The organism is Burkholderia sp. AU16741, assembly GCF_002223345.1.
GTDB classification, from domain to species: Bacteria; Pseudomonadota; Gammaproteobacteria; order Burkholderiales; family Burkholderiaceae; genus Burkholderia; species Burkholderia sola.
In genome coordinates this window covers 916584-929454 of sequence record NZ_NKEZ01000003.1, presented here as the reverse complement: position 1 = coordinate 929454, position 12871 = coordinate 916584, and the positions used below count along the sequence as shown (strand labels likewise).

The 12871-nt window shown below is 70.7% G+C and carries 12 protein-coding genes; 5 read left to right on the top strand and 7 right to left on the bottom strand.

The features are described 5' to 3' along the window. Nucleotides 1-149: 149 nt before the first annotated feature. Nucleotides 150-1736 (top strand): acid phosphatase, encoded by a 1587-nt coding sequence (locus CFB89_RS06730; protein ID WP_089467222.1) that lies wholly within the window; start codon nucleotides 150-152, stop codon nucleotides 1734-1736. Between the two features lie 113 nt (nucleotides 1737-1849). On the opposite strand, the gene CFB89_RS34800 is transcribed toward CFB89_RS06730, so the two are convergent. Then, the gene (locus CFB89_RS34800; protein WP_179233364.1) at nucleotides 1850-1990 is read right to left on the bottom strand and encodes a hypothetical protein; all 141 of its coding nucleotides are present in this window, start codon (nucleotides 1988-1990) and stop codon (nucleotides 1850-1852) included. 277 nt (nucleotides 1991-2267) lie between these two features. On the opposite strand from CFB89_RS34800, the gene CFB89_RS06725 reads away from it, so the two are divergent. From CFB89_RS06725 to CFB89_RS06710, 4 genes are read left to right on the top strand one after another with little or no spacing between them, the layout of a single operon-like run. Next, nucleotides 2268-2528 carry a XapX domain-containing protein gene (locus CFB89_RS06725; protein WP_089467221.1) on the top strand — a complete coding sequence of 87 codons (261 nt, stop codon included), beginning with the start codon at nucleotides 2268-2270 and terminating at the stop codon, nucleotides 2526-2528. Between the two features lie 25 nt (nucleotides 2529-2553). Continuing rightward, a complete protein-coding gene (locus CFB89_RS06720; protein ID WP_089467220.1) occupies nucleotides 2554-4134 on the top strand; it encodes a sodium:proton antiporter in 1581 nt (526 codons plus the stop codon). Between the two features lie 57 nt (nucleotides 4135-4191). Then, entirely contained in the window at nucleotides 4192-4584 is a 393-nt protein-coding gene (locus tag CFB89_RS06715) for an OsmC family protein (RefSeq protein WP_089467219.1), read from the top strand. Nucleotides 4585-4628: 44 nt separating this feature from the next. Next, nucleotides 4629-5513: a pirin family protein gene (locus CFB89_RS06710; protein WP_089467218.1), complete on the top strand. Its 885-nt coding sequence runs from the start codon at nucleotides 4629-4631 to the stop codon at nucleotides 5511-5513. Between the two features lie 55 nt (nucleotides 5514-5568). Here CFB89_RS06710 and CFB89_RS06705 read toward each other — a convergent pair whose 3' ends face one another. Genes CFB89_RS06705 through bcsE form a run of 6 tightly spaced genes read right to left on the bottom strand, consistent with a single transcriptional unit; the run spans nucleotide 5569 to nucleotide 12863 of the window. Continuing rightward, complete coding sequence (locus CFB89_RS06705; protein ID WP_069617189.1) at nucleotides 5569-5766, bottom strand: hypothetical protein; 198 nt, start codon at nucleotides 5764-5766, stop codon at nucleotides 5569-5571. Further along, nucleotides 5748-7304 carry a cellulose biosynthesis protein BcsG gene (gene bcsG / locus CFB89_RS06700; RefSeq protein ID WP_089467217.1) on the bottom strand — a complete coding sequence of 519 codons (1557 nt, stop codon included), beginning with the start codon at nucleotides 7302-7304 and terminating at the stop codon, nucleotides 5748-5750. Before bcsG ends, CFB89_RS06705 begins: the two co-directional genes overlap by 19 nt. A gap of 27 nt (nucleotides 7305-7331) precedes the next feature. Beyond that, complete coding sequence (gene bcsA, locus CFB89_RS06695; RefSeq protein WP_089467932.1) at nucleotides 7332-9869, bottom strand: UDP-forming cellulose synthase catalytic subunit; 2538 nt, start codon at nucleotides 9867-9869, stop codon at nucleotides 7332-7334. After that, nucleotides 9866-10645 (bottom strand): cellulose biosynthesis protein BcsQ, encoded by a 780-nt coding sequence (gene bcsQ / locus CFB89_RS06690; RefSeq protein WP_089467216.1) that lies wholly within the window; start codon nucleotides 10643-10645, stop codon nucleotides 9866-9868. Before bcsQ ends, bcsA begins: the two co-directional genes overlap by 4 nt. Next, nucleotides 10642-10896, bottom strand: coding sequence for a hypothetical protein (locus CFB89_RS06685; RefSeq protein WP_089467215.1), 255 nt, complete (start codon nucleotides 10894-10896; stop codon nucleotides 10642-10644). The genes bcsQ and CFB89_RS06685 overlap by 4 nt, the downstream gene beginning before the upstream one ends. Continuing rightward, nucleotides 10893-12863 (bottom strand): cellulose biosynthesis protein BcsE, encoded by a 1971-nt coding sequence (gene bcsE / locus CFB89_RS06680; RefSeq protein ID WP_089467214.1) that lies wholly within the window; start codon nucleotides 12861-12863, stop codon nucleotides 10893-10895. The genes CFB89_RS06685 and bcsE overlap by 4 nt, the downstream gene beginning before the upstream one ends. Nucleotides 12864-12871 lie beyond the last annotated feature (8 nt).

Below are 12871 nucleotides of genomic sequence, written 5' to 3'. Positions count from 1 at the left end.
CCGACAGTCAATTGAAAGCGGCCCTACACTCGGCTGTCAAATCGGTTCCAGATAATGCGCGCAGCCGGGCGGTACCGCGAGGTTCGTGCGCCGGCCCTTCCGCCACCCGGTTCCCACACGCGACCAACGACGAAGAGAGAGAACATCGCATGAAGAAGCACGCCTGGATTCGCTGCACGCCGATCGCCCTCGCGGCCGCGCTCGCCCTGACCGCCTGCGGCGGCGACGACGTCACGCAGCAGGGCCTGTCGGCCGTCAAGAACGTGGTCGTGATCTATGCGGAAAACCGCAGCTTCGACAATCTGTACGGCAACTTCCCGGGCGCGAACGGGCTGCAGAACGCGACGGCCGCGAACTCGGTGCAGAAGGACCGCGACGGCTCGACGATGGCGACGCTGCCGAAGATCTGGGGCGGCCTGACCGCGACCGGCATCACGCCGGCGGTGACCGAGGCGATGACGGCGAACCTGCCGAACGCACCGTTCGCGATCGACGATCCGAACGGTTTCAATCAGTCGATGAGCATCGCGACGCGCGACATCGTGCACCGCTTCTATCAGGACCAGATGCAGATCAACGGCGGCAAGAACGACATGTACGCCGCATGGACCGACGCGGGCGGCCTGACGATGGGCCACTACACGGCCGATCCGTCGAAGCTGCCGCTGTGGAAGATCGCGCAGCAGTACGTGCTGGCCGACAACTTCTTCATGGGCGCGTTCGGCGGGTCGTTCCTGAACCACCAGTACCTGATCTGCGCGTGCGCACCGTACTACCCGAACGCCGACAAGAGTCCGGCGGCCGGCAAGATCGCCGTGCTGAACGCCGACGGCAAGTCGCTGAAGGTCGCGACGAACTCGCCGGCTTCCGCGCTGAGCGGCCCGCCGAAGTTCGTCAACGACGGCGCGCTGACGCCCGACTTCTACGGCATCAACACGATGCAACCGGCGTATCAGCCGAGCGGCAACAAGGCGGCCACGGGCGGCGATCCGCTGCTCGCCGACCCGGCCAATCCGTCGACGATGCCGCCGCAGACGGCGACCAACATCGGCGACCTGATGACCAACGCGGGCGTGTCGTGGGCGTGGTATTCCGGCGCGTGGGGCCAGGCGCTGCAGGCGAGCCAGAACGGCACGTCGAACGTGATCTACGGCGCCGACCTGTCGACGCCGAACTTCCAGCCGCACCATCAGCCGTTCAACTACTTCGCGAACCAGGCGCCGGGCACCGCGAGCCGTGCGCAGCACCTGCTCGACGGCGGCGCGAACGGCGCCGAGTTCATCAAGGCGATCGATGCGGGCGCGCTGCCGCAGGTCACGTTCTACAAGCCGCAAGGCAACCTGAACGAGCACCCGGGCTACACGGACGTCACCTCCGGCGACCAGCACATCGCCGACGTGATCGCGCACCTGCAGGCCGGCCCGCAATGGAAGAACATGGTCGTGGTCGTCACGTACGACGAAAACGGCGGCTTCTGGGATCATGCGACGCCGCCGAATGCCGATCGCTGGGGCCCGGGCACCCGCATTCCGACGCTGATCGTGTCGCCGTATGCGAAGAAGGGTTTCGTCGACCATACGCAGTACGACACGGGCTCGATCCTGCGCTTCATCACGCGCCGCTTCTCGTTGCCGCGCCTCGCGGGCCTGCAGCAGCGCGACGACGCGCTGAAGGCGAACGGCGCGCAGCCGATGGGCGACCTGACGAACGCGCTCGCGCTGTCGCCGAACCTGTAACGGCATCGCCGTCACCGCGAACGGGCCGGCCACGCCGCCGGCCCGGACGAACGAAGGGCAGCCCCGCTGGGCTGCCCTTTTTCATGCCGCGTGCGGGTGGCCGCGCGCCGCCGTCACCACCCGTACTTCAGCTCGACACCGACGTAATCCGCGTTGTGCCCGCCCGCCTGCCGGATCGCGTCGCCGACCTGGAAATGCACGGCCTCGATCGCGCCGATCAGCGGCGTCAGCACTTCAAGTTTCGGGTTGCTCATGGCGAAGGGGTCCTGTGAACGGAAAAAGGCCGGGCCTGCCTCGACCGTGAAAACGGGAGGCACCCGGAATGCGTCGGCGCCGGATCGTCATCGGCCGCGTCGAAACATTTAAGCCGCAAGCGCGTGGCGCGAACATCCAAGGAATGGAATCGATCCGCTTCCGGAAACGACGCCGGTTCGAACTCGCCCGCTCTTTTTTTCTTCGCGCAAACCCGATACGCTTTCAAAACTTTGACGGTGCCGTTCCGGTGCCGCTCGGCCGTCACGAGGCGCCCCCATGAAACCGTATGTCCTCTCGCTGCTCGCCGGCATCCTCACCGGGGTCATCTACGGCGCGATCGGCGTGAACTCGCCCGCGCCGCCGGTCATCGCGCTCGTCGGCCTGCTCGGCATGCTGGCCGGCGAACAGATCCTGCCCGTCGCGCGGCGCATGCTGTCCGGCCATCGGCTGAACGCCGCGTGGTGCGACGCGAAGTGCAGCCAGCACATGTTCGGCGCGCTGGCGGGCGGCGCCGCGAACGACCGCAAGCCTTCTTGATCCACTCCATCGCCGCCCGCCACGCATGACCAACGTCGAGCTGTTCCATTACCTGTTGCTGTTGATCTGCGGCGCGGGCGCCCTCACCTGGCTCGCCGAGCGAATCTCGATTCCGCCGGCCGTCGTGCTGCTGCTCGGCGGCTGCGTGGTCGCCGTCGCCGGCAAGCGCGCGCCCGACATGGACCCGGCGCTGCTGCTCGCCGCCGTGCTGCCGCCGCTGCTGATGTCGAGCGGGTTCTACACCGCGTGGAAGGAATTCCGGCAGGAGCTTGCATCGATCGCGTCGCTCGCGCTCGGGGCCGTGGCGTTCACGACCGTCGCGGTCGCGCTTGCCGTGCATGCGGCGAATCCCGCGCTGCCGTGGGCCGCGTGCTTCACGCTCGGCGCGATCGTGTCGCCGCCCGACGCCGTCGCCGCGAAGGCGATCCTGCAGCGCCACCCGCTGCCCGCACGGCTCGTCGCGGTGCTCGAAGGCGAAAGCCTCGTCAACGATGCGTCGGGCCTGCTGCTGTACCAGATGGCCGTGTCGGCCGCGCTCGCCGTGTCGATCACGGCGGCGAGCGCGACCGGCCTGTTCTTCTCGCTCACGCTGATCGGCATCGCGGTCGGCCTCGCGTGCGGCCATGCGATGTGCTGGGTGCTGCAACGCCTGCGCGAGCCGATGCTCGGCATCGTCGTGACGTTCGCGATGGCATGGGGCAGCTACGGAATCGCGGAAGCCGTCGGCGGCTCCGGCGTGCTGTCGGTCGTCACCTGCGGCCTCGTGCTCGGCGTGCGCCAGCATCGCGTGTTCGGCGCCGACATCCGGATCAAGGCGAAGGCGACATGGGAAGCGATCGTGTTCGTGCTCGACGCGCTCGTGTTCATCCTGATCGGCCTCGCGCTGCACGCGATCCTCGCGGGCGTGAACCACGAAGGCGCGGTGCTGATGGCCGGCCTGCGGGTCGCGCTGCCGGCGACGGCCGCCGCGATCGGCGCGCGCGTCGTGTGGGTGTTCGTCGCGATGTGGCTGCCGGGCCGCCTGCGCGCGCGGCGCGCGGGCCACGCGGCGTGGTCGTGGCGCGAAGCCGTCGTGCTCGGCTGGTCGGGCATGCGCGGCGTGGTGAGCCTCGCGGCCGCGATCGCGCTGCCCGCCAGCTTCCCGGGCCGCGACCTGATCCTGTTCAGCACGTTCCTGCTGATCATCGCGACGCTCGTCGTGCAGGGCGGCACGCTCGCGCCGCTGATCCGCGTGCTGAAACTGCGCCCGGCCGCGCGCCGCACGATGTCCGAACATGCGGTGCGCGCGCACACGTTCGGCGCGGCGCTTGCCGAGCTCGACGCGCGCGAGCAGCGCGGCGCCGGCCTCGAACGCGCATCGCTCGACCGGCTGCTGACCGAATACCGCAGCCGCGTCGCGTTCAACGAACGCGCGCACCGCGACGGCGCGGAGCCCGCGGACGTGCGCGCGCGGATGCTGCGCGTCGAGCTCGAGCTGGTCGGCGTGTCGCGCGACGCGCTGCTCGGCCTGCATCGCGACGGCCGGGTCGACGACGCGGTGCTGCACCGCATAGAATCCGAACTGGATTTCGAGGAGCTGCGACTGCAGCGCCTGCTCGAACCCTGACGTCCGGCCCGCGGCCATGCCCGGCCGGGCCGCCCCCTTTTCCCACCTGGAATTGCCATGAGCGAACTCACCGTCGAAGCGAGCATCGGCCCGGTCGATTATCTCGTCCACTTTACCGACGGCGTCCACCAGTGGCGCGCCGACGAACCCGCGTCGCTCGGCGGCGGCGATACGGCGCCAACGCCCGTCGCGCTGCTGCTGTCGAGTCTCGGCGCGTGCACCGCGATCACGCTGAAGATGTATACGCAACGAAAAGGCTGGCCGCTCGACGAAGTGCACGTGAAGCTCGCGCACGAATCGGGCAGCGCGGGCAGCACGATCGTGCGCCGCATCACGCTCGACGGCGACCTGACCGATGAGCAGCGCGAACGCCTGCTGCAGATCGCGAACGCGTGCCCGGTGCACAAGATCCTCACGCACCCGATCGCGATCGACACGGCGATCGCCTGAGCGCCTCCCGTCACCGCCACTGTTCCCGTCACGAGATTCCCGACATGTCCGCCCCGATCAAGACCCTGCTCACGCCGCGCGAAAGCGACATCGGCAACCTCGTCGTGCGCCGCGTGCTGCCCGCGCGCGCCGCGCGCCTCGTCGGCCCGTTCATCTTCTTCGACGAGATGGGCCCGGCCGTGCTGCCGGCCGGCCGCGGCATCGACGTGCTGCCGCACCCGCACATCGGGCTCGCGACCGTCACCTACCTGTTCGACGGCTCGCTGATGCATCACGACAGCCTCGGCTTCCGGCAGAAGATCGTGCCGGGCGACGTGAACTGGATGACGGCCGGCCGCGGGATCGTGCATTCGGAGCGCTCGCCCGACGAGGATCGGCCGCGCGAGCAGCCGGTGCATGGCATCCAGACCTGGGTCGCGCTGCCGGTCGAGCATGAAGACACCGCGCCCGCGTTCGTTCACCACGCGGCCGACACGCTGCCGTCGTTTACGCGCGACGGCGTGACCGTGCGCGTGATCGCGGGCACCGCGTTCGGGCTCGCGTCGCCGGTCGCCGTGTTCTCGCCGACGCTCTATGCGTATGCGGAATTCGCGCCGGGCGGGCAGCTCGCGCTCGATGCGGAGCACGACGAGCGCGGCGTGTATCTCGTCGACGGCGACCTCACGATCGACGGCACGCCGCTCGCTCCCGCGACGATGGCCGTGCTCGAACCGGGCGCGACCGTGGCGCTCGCAAGTACGAACGGCGCCCGCGTGATGCTGCTCGGCGGCGCACACCTGCCGGGCGAACGGTTCATCGAATGGAATTTCGTGTCGAGCGAACGCGCGAAGATCGATGCGGCGCGCGCCGCGTGGGCCGATCAGACGTTCGGCAAGGTGCCGGGCGAAGAAGGCGAATGGACGCGCCAGCCGGAACGCAAGGCGCAGTAAGCCGGTTCGCCCGGCACAGCGGCGGCGGTCGGCCATCCCGCCGGCCGTCGTGCGTTTACCGCTTCAATCCCATCAGCTTCGCGAGCGTCGGCCAGCGATCGAGCGACGCGTCGAACGCGCGGCGCGCCTGCTCGTCGACATAGCGCTCGGGATCGAGCGCGGGCAGATGCCGCGCGAGGCCGATCACGTCGTTCGGTTGCGACAGGCGATCGTCGTCGCCTTCGCCGGAAATCGTCACTGTTCGTCGATCCATACGCCGTCCGGAGTTTTCACCGCATAGCCCGCGGCCGTCTGCATCGTCACCGTGCCCTCGTTCTCGCCGACCATTCGCGTGCGCGGCAAATCGGCCGCATATTGCGCGAGCGTCGCGCCCGGCTTGAACGGGCTGTTCGACACGAGATTCGACAGCAACTGCGCGAGCGCGAGGAAGCTGGTCGGCTGGTCGATCACGGTCGTCGCGCCGTGGTTGCCCGTGAAGCCGACGAGCCGCACGCCGACCGGCCCGTGCACGATGCGCGGCGTCGGAATCTCGCGCAGCCCCGCGACCTGGTTCTTGTCGCCGCGCAACGCGGCGCCGTGCTCGGGCACGAACACGATCACCGCGCGGCGGCCCGATTGCGCGATCAGGTCGGCGAGACGGTCGAAGTCGGTCATCATTTTCGTCGCGCGCTGCGGGTACGAATCGATGCTCGTCAGCGCGCTGCCGACGACGCGGTTGCCGTCGTGCAGGCTGATCGTGTTGTAGTACAGCGCGACCGGCCCCGGCACCGCCGCGCGCTGCGCGTACCAGTTCGCGAGCGTCGAGTAGTCGTCCTTGATCGCCGAGCCGTCGAACGCATGCATCGCGACCGGCGCGGCCGCGTTCGAGATCATCGGCGCATCGGCCACGCCGATGTTGTCGTGGACCACCTGCAGGAAGTTGTCGAAATGGCCGTCGTGGTTCAGCAGCGACTGCACCGTGTAGCCAGCGCCCGCCAGTTGCGAGAACAAATGGCACTGCTGCGGCGCGGGCTTGTACAGGTCCGCATGCGCTTCCTGCCCGCAGCTCGCGCGCAGCACGCGGATCGCCGCCGGGCCGCTGTAGCTCGCGGCCGTGCTGAAGTTCGTGAACAGGTAGTCGAAGTGGCTCAGCATCGGATGGTTGCGCACCTTCGCCGCGTCGAGGTCGTCCCACGACAGCGAGCAGATGTGCAGCACGATCACGTCGAACTGCGCGGCCGGATCGCTGCCGAGATGGCCGAACGCGACCTGCCGCTGCGACTCCTGCGCGCGGAATGTCGCGAGCGCCGCGTTGTGGTCCTCGGGCTGGTCGACGCGAGCGGCGCCCGCCGCATTCGCCTGCGTCTGCGCCGGCGCGGCGACGCGCGCCATCAGCCCGCTGCCGGCCTGCCACAGCGGCATCACGATCAGCACGGCCACCACGAACGTCGCGACGCGCAGCCAGCGATTGACGATGAAATAGACGATCAGCACGCCGACGATCGCCAGCGCCAGCACCGGCGGCAGCAGCCGCGGCAACAGCTCCATCCAGTAGTCGAGACGGAACGTGCTGACTTCGCGCGCGGCCTCGGCGAGACGGGCGAGCGGCGGCGCATGCAGCTCGCGCGCGAGCAGCGGCACCGCGATCGCGATCGCCACGACCTGCCGGACGATGCGCCACGCACGCGAGCGGATCGGCGCGCTCGCCACCAACGCCACCGCGAACGCGAGGTTCGCGAGCCAGAACGGCTGCAGGTGCCCGGTCGCGAACAGCGCGAACTTCAGGATGAAATACAGATTCCAGAACGTCATCTAACCCACTCCATGATGCGCGCCGCGTCAGTCGCGCGCGCGATCGAGTTTCGGCGCAAGCATGGCCTGCACGCCACGCACCGCACCCTTCCACATTCGGACATAACCGTCCAGCCCGATCCGCAGCACTTCCTTGAGGCCGCCGAGCGGCGTGTCGGGCCGCGCGCTTTCGTGCCAGTCGAGCCACGCGTCCGCGCGGCCGAACGTGCACTGCACGAGCTGGCGCTCCTGCTCGAGCGTCAGTTCCTCGAAGCTCACGCCGACATGCGTCGGCGTCGCGCGGGTCACGCGCACCGGGAACGGAAACGCGCGGTCGCCGCGGGTCACGCACACCGTCAGCGTGTCGCCGACGGCGAGCGACAGCCCCGGCACCGCTTCGAGCCCGAGGCCGCCCGTCGAGTAATCGCTCGTGAAGCACGCGGCGGTCGAGCCGTCGGCGAGCAGCAGCATCGCCGGCACGCGCATCGCGATCCGGTGCGTGACGCGCACCTGCTTGGTCTCGCGCGCGACGGCCAGCGCCGCGCCGAGCATCGCGAGGTTGTAGACGGTCCAGCCGAGCGTGATCAGGATCGTCGACGCCTCGTCGCCCTGGTCGACCACGAGCCGCCACAGGCCGGCGACGATCGCGAGCACGTTCAGCGCGAACAGCACGAGATACGGCTTCGAGGTCGACCAGTCGACGTAGCCTTCGTCGATCTTGCCGCCCTTGTCGGTCACGTTGAACTTGCCGTGCTTCGGGCTGAAGAACGCGACGGTGGTCGGCAGCGCGATGTACCACGCGAGCACCGATTCGTAGACCTCGGCCCAGAACGAATGACGATAGCGCCCCTGCATCCGCGAGTTCGCGACGTTCGCGAGCACGAGGTACGGGATCACGTAGCTCGCGAGCGCGAACGACGACGCGTTGATGAAGTACAGGTGGAAGAACAGGTACGCGAGCGGGATCGTCAGGAATATCAGCCGCGGAATCCCGTAGAAGAAATGCAGCATCGCGTTGCCGTAGCAGATCCGCTGGATGAAGCCGAGCCCGCGCCCGAGAAACGGGTTGTCGATCCGGAAGATCTGCGCCATCCCGCGCGCCCAGCGCGTGCGCTGCTTCACGTGGCCGGCGAGGCTTTCGGTCGCGAGGCCGGCCGCCTGTACGGTCGGCAGGTACGCCGACGTATAGCCGCGCCGATGCAGCTTGAGCGCCGTGTGCGCGTCCTCGGTCACGGTCTCGACCGCGACGCCGCCGACCTCCTCCAGCGCGCTGCGCTTGAGCACCGCGCACGATCCGCAGAAGAACGTCGCGTTCCACAGGTCGTTGCCCGACTGCACGAGGCCGTAGAACAGGTTGCCCTCGTTCGGGACCTCGCGGAACGTGCCGAGATTGCGCTCGAACGGATCGGGCGAGAAGAAATGGTGCGGCGTCTGCACGAGCGCGCATTTCGGGTCGCGCAGGAACACGCCCATCGTCGTCTGCAGGAACGAGCGCGTCGGCACGTGATCGCAGTCGAAGATCGCGATGTAGTCGCCGTGCGTCTTCGGCAGCGCGCGGTTGATGTTGCCGGCCTTCGCGTGGAGGTTGTCGTCGCGCGTCAGGTAGTCGATGCCGGCCTCGGCCGCGAATGCCGCGAACTCGGGGCGCCGGCCGTCGTCGAGCAGGTACACGCGCAGCTTCGCGCTCGGCCAGTCGATGCTCTGCGCGGCGAACACCGTCGGCTTCACGACCGACAGCGGCTCGTTGTAGGTCGGGATATAGACGTCGACCGTCGGCCAGGTGTCCGGATCGTCGGGCAGCGGCACGATCGGCCGGTCGAGCGGCCACGCGGTCTGCACGAAGCCGAGCAGCAGGATCATCCACGTATAGGCTTCGGCGCCGTACAGCAGGTAGCCGGCGACGGCTTCCACCGGGCTGCGGAAGTCGAGCGTCTGCGTCGTGCGCCACCACACGTAGCGCAGCGTGGCCAGCAGCGCGAGCGACGCGAGCGCGAGGGTCGGCAGATGGCCGGGCAGGCGGCGCAGCGCGAGCGCGAGCACCGCGACGATCGCGAAGAACGCGAACTGCGCGCCGGGCATCAGCGGCGACATCCCGGCCGCGGCCCACAGCACCGCGCCGGCGACGAGCAGCAGCGGCGCGAGCCAGCGGCGCCGGCCGACGCCGTTCGCGCGCGCATCGAGCCAGCCGCCCCAGCGCGCCCACGGCAGGCGCTCGAGCATCGCGTTGATGCGCCGGGCGACCGCACGCCCGGCCACGTAGACGGGCACGACGAACGTGTCGAACCACGCGAGCGGATCGCGCGCGGGCCGGCCGTCGGCCGCACGCGGCGCGCGCACGATCGCGCGCCACAGCCATTCGCGCACGCTGAGCGGCTGCAGCACGCCCCAGTCATGCGCGAGCCGCAGGAACGCGATGCGCACCCAGCGGCGCACGTGATCGGGCCGGCCGGGCGGCGGCGCATGGAAGAACAGCCGCACGAACCAGTCCACCCGCGTGCGTTCCGCGGGCAGTCCGATGCCGCGCGCGCACCAGTCGGCCGCGCGACGGCCGAACATGCGCAGTCGCGACGCGAGCGCGGCCTTCATCGCGCGGCTCCCGCGCGGCCGGCGACGGCGGCCTTCAGCCACGTGTCGACCCAGTTCGCGACGCCGTTCAGGTCGTGCGACGCCTGCGAATACGGCGCGTCGTCGAAAATCCAGCTGCCGCGCGCGAGCGCTTCGGGCACCGCCGCATCGACGTGGATGCGCTGCTCGAGCATCGACGCCGGCCCCGCGACCGCGCGCAGCATCGCCAGCGCGTCGCGCTGCATGTCGCGCGCCGGGTTCAGCCGGTTCACGACGATCTGCAGTTCGCCGCGGCCGGCCCGTAGCGCGCCGAGCCGCGCGGCCGTCGTCGCGCAGGCGACCGGCTCCGGCGGCACGACGACGAGCGTCAGGTCCGCGCGGCGAATCGCCTGCTCGGCCTGCGGCGACGGATAGCGCGCGGTGTCGACCAGCACGACGCCGTCGGCCGGCAGCGCGATCTCGTCGAGCGCGCGCGACAGCCAGGCCGGATCGGCGGCGAGCTGCGCATCGCACGCGGCGGCGCCGGCCGCATCGACCTGCCCGTACGGCACGAACAGCACACCGTCGGCGTTGCGCCACGTGTGCGCGTGCCACGGTTCCGCACCGCCCAGCAGGCCGTGCGCAAGACCCTGTTCGGCCAGCGTGTCGAGGCCGAGCGTCGCGCCCATCAGGTTCTGTGCATCGAATTCGACGGCGACGACCGGCCGGCCGCGGCGCGCGAGCAGCACCGCGAGCGCGGCGGCCAGCGTCGTGCGGCCCGCGCCGCCCGTCGTCGACGTGAGGGCGATCGTCTTCATCGTGCCCCCTTGCCGGCGCGGTTATCGCGGTTATCGCGGTTATCGCGGTCATCGCCTTCTTCGCCGCCGGCGCCCGGCAGCAGGCGGCCGCGCAACGCGACCGGCACGAGTTCGCTCGGCACCGCGTCGCGCCGGTCGATGCCGCGCGGCGCGTGGAAGCCGCGGCCGACGCCAAGGTGCTGCGCGACGATCCACACCGGCACCGCGATCACGATACCGACGATGAAGCCGATGACGAGTTCGGCGATCATGCGTTCTCCTGCTTGCGCAGCGGCATCGCGCTGCGAACGGCGCCGCGCGCACGCACGGCGGGAATGACGGGCTCCGGCGCCGACGTGTCGGCGGCGGCATCGGCGGCGGCAGGCTCGGACGCCTGCGGTGCGCCGATCGCGTCGAGCGTGACGACGGTATCGATCGCCTCGATCGCGTCGCTCACCTCGCTCGCGTCGGGCAACGCCGTGCCGGCGCCGGCGTGCGCGGGCGCCGCGCGTACGGCCCCCGCCGGCTGCGTCGCCGCGAACAGGTCGCTGTAGTCGGCGATCGGCGCGCGCCGGTTCTCGGCCTTCAGCGCATCGAGCTCGGTGTCGATGCTGCCCTGCCCGAGACACACGACGCGGTCGGACAACGTATCGACCGGCACCTCGAAGATCCGCGCGAGCGCGTCCTCGGCGTCGACCGGCTCGCACGCGAACAGGAACACGAACAGGTGCCCCGCATCGGCCGTCACGACGTCGCCCGCGCGGCGCGGGCGGCAGTGCCGCAGCGCGTCGACGTGCGACACGCCCGGCAACAGCGCGAGCTTCGCGAGCGTGTGCGGCAGCGCGAGCACCGCGCCGCGGTCGAGCACCGCGCGAATCCGCAGGCAGAACGCGCCGACCGGCAGATAGCCGAGCACCGAATCGCCGAGCGCGGCCGCGAGCGCCGCGCGATAGTCGGCCGCGACGGGCCGCGCGTAGAGCTGGCCGTGCAGCGCGTGCACGGCCGCCTGCATCCGCGAGACGGGCAGGTCGCGCGCGACGACCCGGTTCGCGCCGACGCTCAGCACGAGCACCTCGAACTGCTGGCGCAGCACCTCGCCGCGCTCGACGACCGCGACCTTCAACGCGCCGCCGCACTGCCGGCGCAGCGCGTGCACGTCCGCGCACAGCGCTTCGAGCTGCGCGTGCGAGCGGAACACGAGCACCGCGGTCGCGGCCTGCGCGTTCGCGCACGCGGCGACGACGGCCGCGTTGTCGTCGACGATCTCCCAGCCGTCCGGCACGCGGCTCGCGCCGTCGAGCACCGCGCGGCTGACCACCACGCGATCCTCGTCGCTCGCGAGCTTCATCCGGCGCGCCGGTTCGGTCGCGCCGCCATCGACGCTCGCCGACAGCCGGCCGCCCGGCGCAAAGCGCAACGGCCGCACCTCGCCGGCCGCGAGCGTGTCGCCCGCGCGCCAGAAATCGACCACCCACAGCAGCTCGCCGTGGGTGCGCTGCAACTGCGCGACGCCCGAGCAGATCCCGTGGAAGCCGCTGCGCGGTGTGCGATCCGCCTCGCGCACGAGCGGTGCATCGTCGGCGCGCGCGGCGCCGCCCGCACGAGTGGCTTCGGGGTCGAGCAGCAGCACGAGCGCGATCCGGCGCGTGCGGCACCAGTCGGCCAGCGCGTGCGCTTCATCCGCGAGCGCGACCGGATCGTCCCAGCTGAACCAGCGCTGCGCGCCTTCGACGAAATACAGCGACCGGGCATGCAGCCCGTAGCGCTTCATCGCGCGCAACCCGCCGGTCAGCCGCGCGAACGGGCCCGGCGCCACGCCGCGCGGCGCGGCGGCGGGCATGCCGGCGTCGGCCGGCTCGGCCGCCGGCGGCATCGCCAGCACGTTCAGGTTGCGTGGCCAGCCGGCCGGCTGCGCGCCGCCCGCGAAGCCGAGCGATTCCATCCGTGCGGCGACGCGCGCCGGATCGCGCGCGAGCACGATCGTGACGTTGCGCGTGCGCGCCTGGCGCGCGCTTTCCCACACGAGCGCGTCGCATCCCGGCGTGCCGCCGGCCGCGTAGATCGCGTAAAGGCCGCCGGCCTCCAGTTGCGTCCACGTATCGGGCAGGCCGTCGATCGCGAGCCGGCTCAATGCGCCGGCGCGGCCGCGCGCCGAGCCCACACGCAGCAGCGCGCGCAGGCGATCGACCAGGCCGGTGGCGCCGGGCGCGGGGCGGGTGGCATCGAATTCCGTCTTCACGCGTTCCC